Source organism: Streptomyces sp. NPDC059373, from assembly GCF_042751495.1.
Classification (GTDB): domain Bacteria; phylum Actinomycetota; class Actinomycetes; order Streptomycetales; family Streptomycetaceae; genus Actinacidiphila.
Window position 1 is genome coordinate 22247 of sequence record NZ_JBHYXC010000057.1, and the last position, 16808, is coordinate 39054.

General features: G+C 72.1%; 13 protein-coding genes. 11 read left to right on the plus strand and 2 right to left on the minus strand.

From position 1 onward, the window contains the following. Window positions 1-67 precede the first annotated feature (67 nt). Window positions 68-3781, plus strand: coding sequence for a glycosyltransferase (locus ACFXJ5_RS37840; protein WP_384641943.1), 3714 nt, complete (start codon window positions 68-70; stop codon window positions 3779-3781). Next, window positions 3778-5256: a DUF5719 family protein gene (locus ACFXJ5_RS37845; protein ID WP_384641946.1), complete on the plus strand. Its 1479-nt coding sequence runs from the start codon at window positions 3778-3780 to the stop codon at window positions 5254-5256. The genes ACFXJ5_RS37840 and ACFXJ5_RS37845 overlap by 4 nt, the downstream gene beginning before the upstream one ends. A 227-nt stretch (window positions 5257-5483) precedes the next feature. Here ACFXJ5_RS37845 and ACFXJ5_RS37850 read toward each other — a convergent pair whose 3' ends face one another. After that, on the minus strand, window positions 5484-5948 hold the full coding sequence (locus ACFXJ5_RS37850) for a metallopeptidase family protein (RefSeq protein ID WP_384641949.1): 465 nt from the start codon (window positions 5946-5948) through the stop codon (window positions 5484-5486). Between the two features lie 316 nt (window positions 5949-6264). On the opposite strand from ACFXJ5_RS37850, the gene ACFXJ5_RS37855 reads away from it, so the two are divergent. The 8 genes from ACFXJ5_RS37855 (at window position 6265) to ACFXJ5_RS37890 (ending at window position 14337) form a co-directional block, all read left to right on the plus strand. Next, window positions 6265-6687 carry a DUF3499 domain-containing protein gene (locus ACFXJ5_RS37855; RefSeq protein ID WP_384641952.1) on the plus strand — a complete coding sequence of 141 codons (423 nt, stop codon included), beginning with the start codon at window positions 6265-6267 and terminating at the stop codon, window positions 6685-6687. 106 nt (window positions 6688-6793) lie between these two features. Continuing rightward, a complete protein-coding gene (locus ACFXJ5_RS37860) occupies window positions 6794-8152 on the plus strand; it encodes a phosphomannomutase/phosphoglucomutase (protein ID WP_384641954.1) in 1359 nt (452 codons plus the stop codon). Window positions 8153-8356: 204 nt separating this feature from the next. Beyond that, window positions 8357-8539, plus strand: coding sequence for a Trm112 family protein (locus tag ACFXJ5_RS37865; RefSeq protein WP_384641957.1), 183 nt, complete (start codon window positions 8357-8359; stop codon window positions 8537-8539). Window positions 8540-8581: 42 nt separating this feature from the next. Continuing rightward, window positions 8582-9712, plus strand: a complete 1131-nt coding sequence (locus ACFXJ5_RS37870) for an SIS domain-containing protein (protein WP_384641960.1) — start codon at window positions 8582-8584, stop codon at window positions 9710-9712. Between the two features lie 5 nt (window positions 9713-9717). Beyond that, window positions 9718-10920, plus strand: a complete 1203-nt coding sequence (gene manA / locus ACFXJ5_RS37875) for a mannose-6-phosphate isomerase, class I (RefSeq protein ID WP_384641963.1) — start codon at window positions 9718-9720, stop codon at window positions 10918-10920. An 87-nt stretch (window positions 10921-11007) separates the two neighbouring features. Continuing rightward, complete coding sequence (locus ACFXJ5_RS37880; protein ID WP_384641965.1) at window positions 11008-11967, plus strand: cation diffusion facilitator family transporter; 960 nt, start codon at window positions 11008-11010, stop codon at window positions 11965-11967. A gap of 213 nt (window positions 11968-12180) precedes the next feature. Further along, window positions 12181-13632 (plus strand): adenosylhomocysteinase, encoded by a 1452-nt coding sequence (ahcY, locus tag ACFXJ5_RS37885; protein WP_384641968.1) that lies wholly within the window; start codon window positions 12181-12183, stop codon window positions 13630-13632. Between the two features lie 90 nt (window positions 13633-13722). Beyond that, window positions 13723-14337: a hypothetical protein gene (locus ACFXJ5_RS37890; RefSeq protein WP_384641971.1), complete on the plus strand. Its 615-nt coding sequence runs from the start codon at window positions 13723-13725 to the stop codon at window positions 14335-14337. An 11-nt stretch (window positions 14338-14348) separates the two neighbouring features. Here ACFXJ5_RS37890 and ACFXJ5_RS37895 read toward each other — a convergent pair whose 3' ends face one another. Continuing rightward, complete coding sequence (locus ACFXJ5_RS37895; RefSeq protein ID WP_384641974.1) at window positions 14349-15287, minus strand: RDD family protein; 939 nt, start codon at window positions 15285-15287, stop codon at window positions 14349-14351. Window positions 15288-15400: 113 nt separating this feature from the next. Between ACFXJ5_RS37895 and ACFXJ5_RS37900 the strand changes: the two genes are divergently transcribed. Then, window positions 15401-16408 carry a stage II sporulation protein M gene (locus ACFXJ5_RS37900; protein WP_384641977.1) on the plus strand — a complete coding sequence of 336 codons (1008 nt, stop codon included), beginning with the start codon at window positions 15401-15403 and terminating at the stop codon, window positions 16406-16408. Window positions 16409-16808 lie beyond the last annotated feature (400 nt).

Here is a 16808-nt window from a genome sequence, read left to right on the forward strand (position 1 = left end):
AGTGTGGGGCCCCGTCCGAGACGCCGCAGGCGTCCACCGCACCCAGCGAACCGGGGCCCGAACCTCGATGTCCGTGAACAGCTCAGCCGGGGCCGCCGGGGCCCAATACCCCGCGCAGACACCCGAGTTTCCGCGCCATGTCGTCACCGCGGTGCTCGTCGCACACGACGGTGCCCGCTGGCTGCCGAACGCGCTGTCGGGCCTGCTCTCCCAGGACCGCCCGGTCCAGGACGTCATCGCCGCCGACACCGGCAGCGCCGACGACTCCGCCCGGCTGCTCGCCGAATCCCTCGGCGACAGCCGGGTCCTGCACCTCGCCCGCCGCAGCGGCTTCGGCGCCGCCGTCGACGAGGCCGTACGCGCCGCCGCTCCCCTCACCCCGGAGCAACTGCCCTACCTCGTGCGGCAGAGCGGCTGGGACCCGGTCAGCCGCAGCTGGAACGACGATGTCTACGACCAGCCCGAGCAGCCGCACGGCGAGCCCGTGCAGTGGCTGTGGCTGCTCCACGACGACTGCGAGCCCGCCCCGGACGCCCTCGCCGAACTGCTGCGCGTCGCCGACAACGCGCCCTCCGCCGCGATCATCGGCCCGAAGCTGCGCAGCTGGTACGACCGCCGCGCGCTCCTCGAAGTCGGCGTCTCCATCGCCCGCAGCGGCCGCCGCTGGACCGGCCTGGAGCGCAAGGAGCAGGACCAGGGCCAGCACGACCAGGTCCGCCAGGTGCTGTCGGTGTCCTCCGCCGGCATGCTGGTCCGCCGCGACGTCTGGGAAGAGCTCGGCGGCTTCGACCGCCGGCTGCCCCTCATGCGCGACGACGTCGACTTCTGCTGGCGTGCCCAGTCCGCCGGCCATACGGTCCTGATCGCGCCGGACGCGGTACTGAGGCACGCCGAGGCCGCCTCCCGCGAACGCCGCCCCGTCGACTGCGCCGGGCGCTTCGCCGTCAACCCGCACCGCGTCGACAAGGCCGGCGCCGTCTACACCCTGCTGGCAAACACCCGCGGCCCGATACTGCCGTACGTCATGCTGCGGCTGGTCCTCGGCACCGTACTGCGCACCCTCGCCTACCTCGTCGGCAAGGTGCCCGGCCAGGCCGTCGACGAGATCACCGGCCTGCTGTCGGTGCTGCTGCGCCCCGGCCGGATCCTGGGCGCCCGCAGGCGGCGCGGCAAGCCCGCCGTCGAACCGGCCGAGCTGCGCCAGTTCTTCCCGCCGCCCGGCGCGACGGTGCGGGCCACGGTCGAGCAGGTCGTCAGCAACATGTCCGGCCGTGCCGAGGCCAGCGCTTCCTCGGCCGGACGGCACGGCGGCGGGATCGAGTCCGGACCCGGCGACGACGACGGTTCCGGTGACTACCTGGAGATCGAGCAGTTCGCGCTGCTGAAGAAGATCGCCCGCAAGCCCGGGCCGGTGCTCTTCGCCGTGCTGCTGGTGTTCTCGCTGATCGCCTGCCGGGGACTGCTCGGCAGCGGCTCGCTGGCCGGCGGCGCCCTGCTGCCCGCGCCGGGCAGCGCCTCGGACCTGTGGGGCTCGTACCTGGGCGCCTGGCACGCCCTCGGCACCGGTTCCACGGCGGCGGCCCCGCCGTACATCGCCGTCGTCGCCGCCTTCGCGAGCCTGCTCTTCGGCAGCACCGCGGTCGCGCTCACCCTGTTGCTCGTCGCCTCGGTGCCGCTGGCCGGCCTGACCGCGTACTTCGCCTCCCGGCCGCTGGTCGAGTCCCGGCTGCTGCGGGCGTGGGCGGCGGTCGCGTACGCCTTCCTGCCCGCCGCCACCGGCGCGCTCGCGGGCGGCCGGCTCGGCACGGCGATCCTGGCGATCCTCCTGCCGCTGATGGCCCGGGCCGCCGTGTCCGCCGCAGGGCTGCAGCTGACGGCCGACGCGGTCGACCGGGGGGCCCGCCCCGGCTGGCGCGCCACCTGGACCTTCGCGCTGCTGCTCGCGATCACCACCGCCTTCACACCGATCACCTGGCTGATCGCGCTGGCGCTGTCGGTGACCGTGATCGTGCTGCGCGTCGTCCGGGGGGAGTCCCGGCTCGTCGTCCCGCACCTGCTGCGCACCGTGGCCCTGCTCGGCGCCCCGCTGCTGGTGCTGGCCCCCTGGTCGCTGACGCTGCTCGCGCACCCCTCGCGGTTCCTGACCGAGGCCGGGCTGCCCTACGGCGCCAAGGCCGCCACCGGTACCGACCTGCTGCTGCTCAGCCCCGGCGGGCCCAACGCGGCGGGCGGGGTGCTGCTCGTCGGACTGGTGCTGGCCGCGCTCGCCGCCCTGCTGCGGGCCGAACGGCGGCTCGCGATCCTCACCGCCTGGGCCGGCGCCCTGGCCGGTCTGCTCTTCGCCGTCATCGAGAACGGCAGCGCCTGGGCCGGCCCGGGCACCCTGGTCTACGGCCTCGCGCTGCTGGCCGCCGCCGCGGTCGGCGCCGAGGGCGCCAACGAGCGCATCGCCGCCTCCGGCTTCGGCTGGCGGCAGCCGGTGGCCGCCCTGGTCGCGCTGGCCGCCGTCCTGGCTCCGCTCTACGCCGCCTTCGGCTGGATGGTCGGCGGCGCCGACGGTCCCGTGGAGCGCCGCGACCCCACCCAGGTCCCGGCCTTCGTGGCCGAGGAGAGCGCCACCCGCGACCAGCCCCGCACCCTCGTCCTCAACGGCACCCCCGCCCAGGTCTCGTACACCCTCGTACGCGGCGCCGGCGCCCGCCTCGGCGACGCCGAACTCGCCGCGTCCGCCGGCGCCGACACCCGGCTCAGCAAGATCGTCGCCAACCTCGTCGCCGGCTCCGGCGCCGACCAGGCCGGCCAGCTCGGCGGCTACGCGGTCCGCTACGTCCTCGTACGCGGCAACGCCACCCGTTCCATGAGCCGCACCCTCGACAGCACCCCCGGCCTGTCCCGGCTCAGCCAGGCCGACGGCAGCGCGCTGTGGCGGGTCGACAACGACGTCTCGCGCATCACCATCGTCGACAAGGCGGGCGTCAGCACGGGCGTCGCCTCAGGCAAGGTCGAGGCCCACACCACCATCCCGGCCGGCACCGACGGGCGCGTCCTGCGCGTCGCCGACACCGCCGCCCCGGGCTGGACCGCGACCCTCGACGGCCGGACGCTCACCGCCACCACCGTCGACGGCTGGGCCCAGGGCTTCGAACTGCCCACCACGGGCGGCAAGCTGGACCTGAGCTACGAGGACCCCTTCACCCACGTCGTGTGGCTGTGGATCCAGGGCTTCCTCGCGGTCGTCCTCGTCGTCATGGCCCTGCCCGGCCGCCGCCGCGAGATCGACGACGACCTCCCGGACGCCGACGGCGTCCTCACCGCCGACATCCCCGAGCAGGCCACCGGCGACGGCCGCCGCGCCCGCCGCCTGCGCGCCGCCGCCGAGGCCGAGGGCGGCGACCCGGCCGCCGAAGAGCCCGAGGCACCGCCCGTCGAGCCGGTGTACGAGCCCGCCGCCGACCCGTACGCGGCCGTACCGCAGCAGCAGGACCCGTACGGCCGGCAGTGGAACGACTACCAGGACGGCTACCAGTACGCGGCCGCCGACCCCACCGCGTACCAGCAGGGCGACTACCAGCAGGCCGAATACCAGCAGGACGGCTACGTCGACCCCTACGGCTACGGCCAGCAGGGCTACGACCCGTACGCCCAGCAGCCCCAGCAGCCCCAGCAGCCCCAGCAGCCTCAGCCCGAGCAGCCATACCAGCAGCAGCCCTACGACCCGGCCTACGACCCGGCGACGTATGACGCGGACGGCTACCGCCGTGACGGGAGCGACCAGCAGTGAACCGCAGCACCCTGTCCCTGTTCGGCGTCACGGCCGCCCTCGCCGCCGTCACCGGCGTGGCGGTGCTCACCGGCGCCGGGGCCCCGCCCGCCGCGCCCCCCGCCAAGGCCGCGTCGCTGCCGGTCGAGCGGTCCGCGCTGACCTGCCCGGCGCCGTCCGACTCCGACTTCGCGACGACGACGTACACGTCCTTCACCCCGATCGGGAAGACCACGACGTCGAGCACCGGCGCGGGCAGCGCGAAGCTGGTCCCGGTCGCCGGCGCATCGGGCAAGGCCAAGTCCGTCGCCCCCCTGAGCACGCCCGGCAAGCCCGCGACCGGCTCCGCCGACACCGCAGGCGCGCCCGCGCTCCTCGGCACCGCCGACGGCAAGCTGGCCCCCGGCTGGACGGTGCAGCAGACCACCGTCATCGACACCGGGCCCGACCGCGGCGTTCTGGGCACCGCCTGCACCCAGCCCGACAGCGAGTTCTGGTTCCCCGGCACCAGCACCTCCGCCGACCGCTCGGACTACGTGCACCTCACCAACCCCGACGACACCGCGGCCGTCGTCGACCTGGAGCTGTACGGCACCAACGGCGCCCTGACCACCGCGACCGGCAACGGCATCACCATCCCGCCGAAGTCCACCGTCCCCGTCCTGCTCTCCACCCTCACCGCGACCAAGGCCGAGGACCTCACCCTCCACGTCACCGCCCGCACCGGCCGGGTGGGCGCCAGCGTCCTCGCCTCCACCGCCAAGGCCGGCGGCGACTGGCTCCCCGCCGCCGCCGACCCGGCCGAAAGCGTCGTCCTGCCCGGCATCCCGGCCGACGCCACCGACGTACGCCTGGTCGCCTACGCCACGGGGCAGGACGACGCCGACCTCAACGTCAGGCTGCTCTCCGCCAGCGGCGCCATCACCCCCGCCGGGCACGAGACCCTGCACGTCAAGAGCGGTATGACGGCCTCCGCCGACCTCGCCGACCTGACCAAGGGCGAGACCGGATCGCTGGTCCTGACCCCGTCCGACCCGAACGGCGCCGCCCCCGTCGTCGCGGCGCTGCGCATCACGCGGGGCAAGGGCGCCAACCAGGAGACCGCCTACATCCCGGCCACGTCCGCGATCACCGACCGCGCCACCGCCGCCGACAACCGGGCCAAGGGCTCCACGCTCTCCCTCACCGCCCCCACGGCCGCTGCCACCGTCAAGATCACCAGCTCGGCCGGCTCCGGCGGCGGCACCCCCGTCACCAAGACCGTCACCCTCAAGGCGGGCACCACCACCGCCCTCACCCCGGCCACCCCCACCGGCGGCAAGGGCCAGTACGCGGTCACCGTCGAACACGTCTCCGGCGGGCCGGTCTACGGCTCCCGGATGCTGGCGCTGCCGCTGAACGGCATCCCGATGTTCACCATCCAGTCCATGCCGGACGACCGGGGCCTGGTCGCGGTGCCGGACGCGGAGGAGAACCTCTCGATCCTGAACAACTGAGGCCCGGCACCGGGTGGGGCGGGGACTGGCGGGGCCCCAGGAGGGACTCGCGGCGTTGGCCAAAAGTCCTGGTAGCTCTCCCCCAGCCTTCGGCCGGGAGGTACCCCCACCCCCAAGCTCTCGGCTTCGCTCGAGCAGGGGGGACCCCCATCAAGGACTTCCGGCCGCCTTGCGATCGCATGCACCGGACGACGCTCCTTGACGGGCAAACATTGCCGGTCACGGCACTAGTCCTCGCCGTACCGCGGATCCACGTTCTCCGGCGACAGCCCGAGCAGCTCGGCCACCTGCTCAACGACCACCTCGTGGACGAGCAGCGCCCGCTCCTCCCGGCTCTTGGCCCGGATCTCCACCGGCCGCCGGTAGACCACGATCCGGTTCGGCGAGCCCTTCCGCGCGCTCATGAGCTTTCCCAGCGGCACGCTGTCGTCCGAGATCTCACGCCCGGCCGCGGCCTCCGCGGCGGCGTCCAGCGGCCACGGCACCTCCTGCACCGCGAACTCCACATCCGCGAGCTGCGGCCACCGCCGCTCCAGGCGGTCCGCCGCGTCCCGTACGAGATCGTCGAAGGCATCCGCGCGGCTCAGCGCGAGCGGCACCTGCGGGGGCGCGATCGGGCCGCGCATGCCGCGTCCATGGCGGTCGCGGCGGCGCTGCCGGCGTGCGGGCGGAGGGAGTGCGGGGGTGTCCATCACTCAGAGCGTATCCGCCTGGACGGCTACCCATGCCGTGCCGCACGTCCTGTCAGCACATCGACGGTGATGTCACGGAATGCCCGGTCCGTGACCGGTCGCGTACGGATGGCTTCCTCCTCCTGACCACCATTCCGATCGCAATTGACACCATTCGAACCCTTCGCTTACGACCGCCTCCGGCACCCCCTCCGGCACCCCCTCCGGCACCCCGTCCGGCGGTATCCGGCACCTCCCTGGTCAGGCCGCTCAAGCACCGGCTCAACCACAGGTCAGACGATCCCGGCGAACCGGGACGACACGACGGAGTGAGGTCGTGCAGAGTCGTCGCGGCCCGCTCAAGAGTGCGGTACCGTCCAACGTCGTGAGCCTTGTACGTCGCTGTTCGCGCACCGCGTGTGGCCGTCCCGCCGTCGCGACGCTGACGTACGTCTATGCGGACTCCACGGCCGTTCTCGGCCCCCTCGCGACCTACGCGGAGCCGCACTGCTACGACCTCTGCTCCGAGCATTCCAGCCGCCTCACCGCCCCGCGCGGCTGGGAGGTCGTACGCCTCGCCACGGACTCGGGCCCGCCCCGCCCCAGCAGCGACGACCTCGAAGCGCTCGCCAACGCGGTCCGCGAGGCAGCCCGCCCCCCGGCCCGGCCGGACACCGCGGGGCCCGGCGGCCGGGACGCCGACCCGATGGAGAGCGCGCGCCGGGGACACCTGCGGGTGCTGCGCTCGCCGGAATCCTGAACTCTGGTTCTGAGAGGCGCTGAGGGCTCTCATCCGCCGCTTCTTGGACGGCGGGTAGGTTGGCGTCAGACCTAGAAAGCCAGTCAGAAGCAGAGTGGAGCACGCCGTGACCGACCTCTCCCAGATCGTGAAGGCGTACGACGTCCGGGGAGTCGTACCGGACCAGTTGGACGAACCGCTCGCCGAGCTCTTCGGTGCCGCCTTCGCCACGGTGACCGAAGCCGGGGCGATCGTCGTCGGCCACGACATGCGGCCCTCGTCCCCCGGCCTCTCGCGGGCCTTCTCGCGCGGCGCGGCCTCGCGCGGTGCGCAGGTCACCGAGGTCGGTCTGTGCTCGACGGACGAGCTGTACTTCGCGAGCGGCAAGCTCGACCAGCCCGGCGCCATGTTCACCGCCAGCCACAACCCGGCGCAGTACAACGGCATCAAGTTGTGCCGTAAGGGCGCCTCCCCGGTCGGCCAGGACACCGGGCTCGCGGACATCCGCGCCCTCGTGGAGCAGTGGCGGGACGGCGGCGGCCTCCCGGAGACCTCCGCCACCCCCGGCGAGATCGTGCAGCAGGACGTCCTCGCCGACTACGCCGCCTATCTGCGCAACCTCGTCGACCTGACCTCGATCCGGCCGCTCAAGGTCGTCGTCGACGCCGGCAACGGCATGGGCGGCCACACCGTGCCCACCGTCTTCGACGGCCTGCCGCTCGATCTCGTACCCATGTACTTCGAGCTCGACGGCACCTTCCCCAACCACGAGGCCAACCCCCTCGACCCCAAGAACCTCGTCGACCTCCAGGCCAAGGTCCTCGAAACCGGCGCCGACATCGGCCTGGCCTTCGACGGTGACGCCGACCGCTGCTTCGCCGTCGACGAGCGCGGCGAGCCGGTGTCCCCCTCGGCCATCACCGCCCTGGTCGCCGCCCGCGAGCTGGCCAAGCACCCCGGCTCCGTCGTCATCCACAACCTCATCACCTCCTGGTCCGTCCCCGAGGTCGTCAAGGAGCACGGCGGCACCCCCGTCCGCACCCGCGTCGGCCACTCCTTCATCAAGCAGGAGATGGCCCGCACCGGCGCCGTCTTCGGCGGCGAGCACTCCGCCCACTACTACTTCCGCGACTTCTGGAACGCCGACACCGGCATGCTCGCGGCCCTCCACGTCCTCGCCGCCCTCGGCGGTCAGGACGGCACCCTCTCCGCCCTCGTCGCCGAATACGACCGCTACGCCGCCTCCGGCGAGATCAACAGCACCGTCGACGACCAGGCCGCCCGCGCCGCTGCCGTCAAGGCCGCCTTCGCCTCCGACGGCGTCTCGGTGGATGAGCTCGACGGCCTCACCCTCACCGCCACCGACTGGTGGTTCAACCTCCGCGCCTCCAACACCGAACCCCTCCTCCGCCTCAACGTCGAAGCCCGCGACGCCGACACGGTCGCCCGCATCCGCGACGAGGTCCTGGCAATCATCAGGGGCTGAGGCATTCAGCAGTCCGCCCGGGAATCCAGCCCGTCAGGCGTTGAGGGACTGGGGTCTGGGGGCGGAGTCCCAGCGGGTCCGGGCGGAGCCCGGTTTCGGGAAGGGGCGGGGCGGGGGAGACACCCACGCGCCGGGGAAGCCCGCCTCGCCCCCCAGCGATAGGCTCGTACCGCCGTACGTATCTCCACGCGAAGGACGCAAACCATGCCGCCGCTCGTCGAAGCCAGCCTCCTGGAAATCCTCGCCTGCCCGGCGTGCCACGCGCCCCTCCGCGAGGACACCGCCGCGAGCGAGCTCACCTGCACCGCCCAGGACTGCGGCCTCGCCTACCCCGTACGCGACGACATCCCCGTCCTCCTCATCGACGAGGCCCGCCGCCCGGCCTGAGCCCCAAGCCGTCAACCCCGGACCCGGAGGACAAGGATCAGGATGTTGGACGAGTCGCTGCTGGACGACCCCGAAGCCCTCGCCCGCGCGGACACCCGCGGCCTCCTCCTGGGGGTCGCGGCTGCCGGTGCCCGGGTCCGCATGGCCGCCCGCCTCGCGGACGAGGCCGGCATCGGCGCCCTGCGGCCGGACGGCCGCCCGCGCACCGTCCTCGTCGCCGGCCCCGGCCCCTCCGCTCCCTCCGCCGTGGCGGACCTGCTCGAGGCCCTGGGCGCGGGCAGCTGCCCGGTCATCCAGCTGCACCCCAGCGGCCCCGCCGCGTACGACCTGCACTGGAACCTCCCCGGCTGGGCCGGCCCGCTCGACCTCCTCCTCGTCGCCAGCCCGGCCGGCACCGAGGCGGGCCTCGCCGACCTCATCGAGCAGGCGTACCGCCGGGGCTGCACCCCGGCCGGCGTGGTGCCCGCGAAGTCCCCGATCGCCGAGGCCCTGGAGCAGGCACGCGGCATCACCATCCCGTACGCCAAGCCCCCCGCCCCGGAAGAGCCGAGCACCCCCACCGAGGACCCCGGCTCCTTCTGGGCGCTGCTCACCCCCCTTCTGATGCTCACCGACCGGATCGGCCTCCTCCACGCCCCGCCCGACGCGATCGAGGCCGTCGCCGACCGGCTGGACGACGTCGCTGCGAAGTGCGGCCCGGCCATCGCGACGTACAGCAACCCGGCCAAGACCCTCGCCGCCGAGCTGGCCGACTCCCTCCCGGTCCTGTGGAGCGAGGGCGACATCGCCGCACTCGCCGCCCGCCGCCTCGCCGCTCTGATCACGGCGCGCGCCGGCCGCCCCGCGATCACCGCCGAGCTCCCGGAGGCGCTGACCGCGCACGAGGCCCTGCTCGCGGGCGCCTTCGCCGGATCCCTCGACCCGGACGACTTCTTCCGCGACCGCGTCGAGGACCCACAGGGGCTGCGGCTGCGCCTGGTGGTCCTCCAGCAGCCGGACGCACACGCGGCCGGCGCCGCACCCGCCGCCCGCGAGCTGGCGATGACCCACGAGACCCCGCTCAGCGAACTCGCCCCGGCCGAGGGCAGCGCCCTGGAAGCTGCCGCAGACCTCCTCGCCGTCACGGATTTCGCCGCTGTTTACCTGGCGCTCACCTCCGACGGGAGATCATGAGCCGCATGTACCGCCTGACGAACACCGTGCGCCCCTATGCCTGGGGATCGACCACCGCCATCCCCGAGCTGCTGGGCACCGAACCGACCGGTGAGCCGCAGGCCGAGATATGGATGGGCGCCCACCCCGGCGCGCCCTCCCGCGTTACGCGCGACGGCGAGCAGGTCCCGCTCAACGAGGTCATCGACGCCGACCCGGCCGCCGCCCTCGGCGCCGCCACCGCCGACCGCTTCGGGCCGCGCCTGCCCTTCCTCCTCAAGGTGCTGGCCGCAGGCGCTCCGCTCTCCCTCCAGGTCCACCCCGACCTCGTACAGGCCAAGGCCGGCTTCGCCGACGAAGAGGCGCGCGGCATCCCCATCGACGCGGCGTACCGCAACTACAAGGACGCCAACCACAAGCCCGAGATGATCGTCGCCCTCGTCCCCTTCGACGGGCTCTGCGGCTTCCGCCGGCCCACCGAGGCGGCGGACCTCATCGAGGCCCTCGAGGTCGACTCCCTCAAGCCGTACGTCGACATCCTCCGCGCCCGCCCCGAGGACGCCGCACTTCGCGAGACCCTCGCCGCCGTCCTCACCGCCGACCCCGAGTCGATGGCCGCCTGCGTCACCGAAGCCGTCGAGGCCGCCACCCGCCTGGCCGCTACCCCCGGCCCGTACGCCGAGTCCTACGCGGCCTACGTCTCCATCGCCCAGAGCTACCCGGGCGACCCCGGCGTCATCGCCGCCATGCTGCTCAACTACGTACGCCTCCAGCCCGGCGAAGCCCTCTACCTCGGTGCCGGCATCCCGCACGCCTACCTCAACGGCCTCGGCGTCGAGATCATGGCCAACTCCGACAATGTGCTGCGCTGCGGCCTCACCCCCAAGCATGTGGACGTCCCCGAGCTCCTGCGCATCGTGCGCTTCGAGTCGGGCGACCCGGGCATCCTGCGTCCCGCGGCTTCCCCCGAGGGCGAAGAGCTCTACGACACCCCGATCGACGAGTTCCGCCTCTCGCGCTACGCCCTCACCCCCGGCGACACCCCCCGCACCCTCGACGACCGCACCCCGCAGATCCTGCTGTGCACCGAAGGCTCCGTCCTCCTCCGCTCCACCACCGACGGCGCCGAACTCACCCTCCCGCGTGGCGGTTCCGCCTTCGTCCCGGCCGGTGAGCGGGCGGAAGTGGCCGGTGAAGGCACCCTGTTCCGCGCCACTGTGGTGGCCTGACGCGCCGCTCCGAACCGGGCCTGCAAGAATGACCGCTCGCAAAGGCTGAGCAAAGGCCCGGGCCGAAGGAAGGGACATACCGCACATATGAGCGCGTCAGGCGGAACCAAGGCGATCGTCGCCGCACTGGGAGCCAACCTCGCCATCGCGGTGGCCAAGTTCGTGGCTTTCGCCTTCAGCGGTTCGTCATCGATGCTCGCGGAAGGCGTGCACTCGGTCGCCGACTCCGGTAACCAGGCGCTCCTCCTCCTCGGCGGCAAGAAGGCCACCAAGGCCGCCGACGAGGAGCACCCCTTCGGCTATGGCCGCGAGCGCTATATCTTCGGATTCCTCGTCTCCATTGTGCTGTTCACCATCGGAGGCGTCTTCGCGCTCTACGAGGGCTACGAGAAGATCCGCGAGCCCCACGCGGTAGAGCACTGGTACTGGCCGGTCGGCGTCCTCCTTTTCGCCATTGTCGCCGAGGGCTTCTCCTTCCGCACCGCCATCCGTGAGTCGAACGAGCTGCGCGGCAAGCAGAGTTGGGCCTCCTTCATCCGCACCGCCAAGGCCCCCGAACTGCCCGTCGTCCTCCTGGAGGACTTCGGCGCCCTCATCGGCCTGGTCCTCGCCCTCGTCGGCGTCGGCATCGCCCTCGCGACCGGCGACGGCATCTGGGACGGCATCGGCACCCTCTGCATCGGTGTCCTGCTCGTCGTCATCGCGCTGGTGCTCGCCTCCGAGACCAAGTCGCTGCTCCTCGGCGAGGCAGCCGGCCCCGAATCCCTGGCCAAGATCCGCGCCGCCGCGGTCGACGGTGACACCGTCACCGGTGTCATCCACATGCGCACCCTCCACCTCGGCCCCGACGAACTGCTCGTCGCCGCCAAGATCGCCGTCCAGCACGACGACACGGCCACCGAGGTCGCCCGCGCCATCGACGCCGCCGAAGCCCGCATCCGCGAGGCTGTCCCGATCGCCCGCGTCATCTACCTCGAGCCCGACGTCTACAGCGAAGCCTCCGCAGCGGCCGGCGCCAACCCGGCCGCCACCCCCGGCGGCCGATAAGCGCCGTTCCCTTCGGCCGATCGGTGTAGATTCGTACATGGCCAGACGTCGCTGCTGATGGCGGTCGGGCGGTGCGCACAACGCTCCGTCCGAGGGAGAGAGGGCCTCCGACGGGCTGAGCTGTGGTCCCGGGACAGCTATGTCCGCATGCTTCCGGACCGCCACAGCCGACAAGCCGATGTCCGCTCTCACCCCCTCACGCGAGGAGACTGCATGTCCTCCGTCACCAGCGACTTCAAGGTCGCTGACCTCTCCCTGGCAGCCTTCGGCCGCAAGGAGATCACCCTGGCCGAGCACGAGATGCCCGGCCTGATGGCGATCCGCGAGGAGTACTCCGCCACTCAGCCGCTCGCCGGCGCCCGCGTCACCGGCTCGCTGCACATGACCGTGCAGACCGCCGTCCTCATCGAGACCCTCGTCGCCCTCGGCGCCCAGGTCCGCTGGGCCTCCTGCAACATCTTCTCCACCCAGGACCACGCCGCCGCCGCCATCGCGGTCGGCCCCAACGGCACCCCGGACAGCCCGCAGGGCGTCCCGGTCTTCGCCTGGAAGGGCGAGACCCTGGAGGAGTACTGGTGGTGCACCGAGCAGGCCCTCACCTGGCCCGACTCGCCCACCGGCGGCCCCAACATGATCCTGGACGACGGCGGTGACGCCACCCTCCTGGTCCACAAGGGCGTCGAGTTCGAGAAGGCCGGCGCGGCCCCGGACCCGTCCACCGCGGACAGCGAGGAATACGCCTACATCCTCACCCTCCTCAACCGCACCCTCGACGAGAACCCGCAGAAGTGGACCCAGCTCTCCTCCGAGATCCGCGGCGTCACCGAGGAGACCACCACCGGTGTCCACCGCCTGTACGAGATGCAGCGCGACGGCACCCTGCTCTTCCCCGCGATCAACGTCAATGACGCGGTGACCAAGTCGAAGTTCGACAACAAGTACGGCTGCCGCCACTCCCTCATCGACGGCATCAACCGCGCCACCGATGTCCTCATCGGCGGCAAGGTCGCGGTCGTCTGCGGCTACGGCGACGTCGGCAAGGGCTGCGCCGAGTCGCTGCGCGGCCAGGGCGCCCGCGTCATCGTCACCGAGATCGACCCGATCAACGCCCTCCAGGCGGCCATGGACGGCTACCAGGTGACCACGCTGCAAGACGTCGTCGAGACCGCCGACATCTTCGTCACCACCACCGGCAACAAGGACATCATCCTGGCCGAGGACATGGCCAAGATGAAGCACCAGGCCATCGTCGGCAACATCGGCCACTTCGACAACGAGATCGACATGGCCGGCCTCGCCAAGATCCCCGGCGTCGTCAAGGACGAGGTCAAGCCCCAGGTCCACACCTGGACCTTCCCCGACGGCAAGGTCCTCATCGTGCTGTCCGAAGGCCGCCTGCTCAACCTCGGCAACGCCACCGGCCACCCGTCCTTCGTGATGTCCAACTCCTTCTCGGACCAGACCCTGGCCCAGATCGAGCTGTTCACCAAGCAGGCCGAGTACCCGACCGGCGTCTACGTCCTTCCCAAGCACCTGGACGAGAAGGTCGCCCGCCTCCACCTCGACGCGCTGGGCGTCAAGCTCACCACGCTCCGCCCGGAGCAGGCCGCCTACATCGGCGTCCCGGTCGAGGGCCCGTACAAGCCCGACCACTACCGCTACTGAGCCCAGCAGCAGTAGCCACCGGTCCCACCACGCAGGCCCCCGCCCCAGGCGGGGGCCTGCGCCATACCCCCGTCCCCGTAAGGTCGACCCATGCCCCGCGGCCGCTACTCGCTCCACGACACGCACGACCACACCCCCCTCGGTGAAGAACACTTCCACTGCGCCACCGGCCCCTCCGGCTGGCGCTACACCGCACAGACCACCCACCCCGACGGCACCCACGCAGGCTCCGTCGACCTCACCATCGACGACCTCGGTCGTCCCATCCGCCTCGAACTCCACGCCGCGAGCTGGCAGGTCCGCGGCGCAGCCATCGACGGCGTCACCTGGGTCCGCACCGACCCCACCGGTGAACACGCCCAGGAAGGCAACGCCGCCGCCCACGCCTTCAGCGGCGCATCGCCCGCGTTCTACATCGCGACCGCTCGACTGCTACGCCTCGAACCCGGCGCCCCCGCCACCCGCGTACGTCTCGTCGCATTCGAACCCCCCGTGCTCGCGCCCCGCACCCTCGACCAGGCCTGGGCCTTGATCAGAAGAGAAGCACACCCCACTGACAACGGCCTGCTGACAGTGGAGGAATACCAGGTCAGCGCCCTGGACACGGGCGAGCAGCACGCCGTCCATATCGCCGGCGACGTCGTTCTGTCAGCCCCCGGCATCGAACTCGAGGAACTCGAATCGCCACCCTCCGCCTTCGCCTGATCAGAGCCTGATCAGGCGGGCGGCGCGAACCCGGTGGACGGCGCGGACGCGGGCGCCGACACGGGTCCAGGCGGGGGCGCCGGTGCGGCTACGGGGACAGGCTGGGGCATCGGTGCGGGTGCGGGCGGCGGCGCAGGTACCGGGTACGGCCCCGCCGTCCCCCACTGCGAGGCCTGCGGTGTGGGCGACGGCTGCTGTGGCAAGGCGCCGAAGGCCCTCCGCGCGTCCCGAGCCTGCCGTTCCGCCACCACCGCCGCCAAGAACGCCGCCGGCGGCGTCCCCTGCGGCACCGGCGCTCCCGTACACGCCGTCACGTCATCCGCCAGCCGCTGCGCCATCGCCCAGCCCACCTGCGGGTCCAACTGCCGCATCCGGGACAGATACTGCCGCACCGCCAGCCACAGCCCATCGGGCACCGCCGAGAGATCCACCCCGGCGACCTGCGCGGCCAGCCACGGCGGCGGCGGGGGCATCAACTGCACCTGCTGGGCCGGTATCCGTTCCCGTACGACCAGGGTCCCCGCGAAGACATCACCCACCCGCCGCCCGCGCGCCGACACCAGCGAGGCGATGCAGGCGACGACCCCCAGCGTCATCTGGATCTCCACCACGCCCACCGCACCCCGCACCAGCGCATGCCGGAAGCGGATCGGGCCGCCGTCGTCCCGCACCACCCGCAGTCCGCAGGCCAACTTCCCCAGCGACCGCCCGCGCGTCAGCGTCTCCACGGCGATCGGCACCCCGATCAGGATCAGCAGCAACGCCGCCACCGACACCGCCGCAACAGCGGCACCGTCCAGCGAGGCCGTCGACGCCAGCAGCCCGATCGACAGGATGAGATACGCCCCCCAATACACGACGATGTCCAGCATCATCGCCAGCGCACGGCTCGGCAGCCTCGCCGGCTGTACGTCCAGCGCGACCGCCTCGCCCGTCACCAGTTCGCTCACTCGCGACCCCTCCTCGACGCCGTCCCCCGAACCCCGGTCCGACAAGTCTGCCCCGTCTGCCAAGCTGGGACCGCCCCGGCAGCACAGTCCTCATCCGCGAGGAGCGGCAGTTCATGGACCTCGATGTCTTCGTCGCAGCCCACCGTTACGAATGGGACCGGCTCGAAGCCCTGCTCCGCCGCCGTAGCCGGCTCACCGGCGAGGAAGCCGACGAACTCGTCGTCCTCTACCAACGCACCGCCACCCACCTCTCCCGCGTCCAGTCCAGCGCCCCCGACCCCGCCCTGGTGGGCCGCCTCACCACCCTCGTCGCCCGCGCCCGCAGCGCCGTCACCGGCGCCCGTACGTCCAGCTGGCGCGACGCTGTCCACTTCTTCACCAGCGCTTTCCCCGCCGCCGTCTACCGCTCGCGCCACTGGTGGGTGCCCACGGCCCTGATCTCCACGGCCGTCGGCGCCCTCATCGGCTGGTGGATCGCCGTCAACCCCCATGTCCAGTCGGCCATCGCCTCCCCCGACTATCTGCGCGAGCTCACCCGCCCCGGCGGCGAATACGAGTCGTACTACTCCAGCCACCCCGCCGCGTCCTTCGCAGCCGAGGTCTGGACGAACAACGCCGAGGCCACCGCCATCTGCCTCGTACTCGGCGTCTTCCTCGGCATCCCCGTCCTCTACATCCTCGCCACCAACATGCTCAACCTCGGCGTCGGCCTCGGCCTCATGGGCTCCGCCGGCCGTCTCGACACCTTCCTCGGCCTGATCCTCCCGCACGGCCTCCTCGAACTCACCGCCGTCTTCATCGCCGCCGGCACCGGCCTCCGCCTCGGCTGGACCGTCATCGACCCCGGCCCCCGCCCGCGCCGCGCCGCCCTGGCCGAAGAAGGCCGCTCCGCCATCGGCATGGCCATCGGCCTCACCGCCGTCCTGTTCGTCTCCGGCGCCCTCGAAGCCTTCGTCACTCCCTCCGGCCTTCCCACCTGGGCCCGTATCGGCATCGGCGTCGCCGTTGAGCTGCTCTTTCTCGCGTACGTCTACGTCATCGGCCGCCGCGCCGCCCTCGCCGGTGAGACCGGCGACCTCGAGTCCGCCGACCGCAGCGACGCCCTCCCCACGGCCGCCTGACCGGGGCTCCTTCGCCGATGTGCATTTTGGGCCCGTGACCTGCTAATCTCCTCTTCGCCCCAGGAAACCCGTTGACGCGGGTGGAGCGGGGAGGTAGATTAGAACGGTTGCCACGAACTCAACGGGTTCGAGGCCGGCGGCTAGGATCTAGCCCCCTTCCGAGAAATCGATCGCCTTTCTCATTCCGAGTGAATTCTTCGGATGGAACTGCGTGTCGTCATTTCGTGGAAGACCTCCGAATTCAGATCGGACAAGCGAAAGCCGATTAGGTCGGCCGGAGCGGCTCTGATAGAGTCGGGGAGCGCGAAAGCCGAAAGGCAGAAACGCTAAAGCAGAATCCCGCCGGCGGGAATCGGAACCGAAAGGGTCTGATAAGCTGGAGACACGAAGGGAAAGCCCG

Coding starts and splice junctions, on each gene's coding strand:
- ACFXJ5_RS37900 (WP_384641977.1), top strand. CDS start 15,401: ATGGACCTCGATGTCTTCGTCGCAGCCCACCGTTACGAATGGGACCGG.
- ACFXJ5_RS37850 (WP_384641949.1), bottom strand. CDS start 5,948: ATGGACACCCCCGCACTCCCTCCGCCCGCACGCCGGCAGCGCCGCCGC.
- ACFXJ5_RS37870 (WP_384641960.1), top strand. CDS start 8,582: ATGTTGGACGAGTCGCTGCTGGACGACCCCGAAGCCCTCGCCCGCGCG.
- ahcY (WP_384641968.1), top strand. CDS start 12,181: ATGTCCTCCGTCACCAGCGACTTCAAGGTCGCTGACCTCTCCCTGGCA.
- ACFXJ5_RS37890 (WP_384641971.1), top strand. CDS start 13,723: ATGCCCCGCGGCCGCTACTCGCTCCACGACACGCACGACCACACCCCC.
- ACFXJ5_RS37840 (WP_384641943.1), top strand. CDS start 68: ATGTCCGTGAACAGCTCAGCCGGGGCCGCCGGGGCCCAATACCCCGCG.
- ACFXJ5_RS37865 (WP_384641957.1), top strand. CDS start 8,357: ATGCCGCCGCTCGTCGAAGCCAGCCTCCTGGAAATCCTCGCCTGCCCG.
- manA (WP_384641963.1), top strand. CDS start 9,718: ATGTACCGCCTGACGAACACCGTGCGCCCCTATGCCTGGGGATCGACC.
- ACFXJ5_RS37880 (WP_384641965.1), top strand. CDS start 11,008: ATGAGCGCGTCAGGCGGAACCAAGGCGATCGTCGCCGCACTGGGAGCC.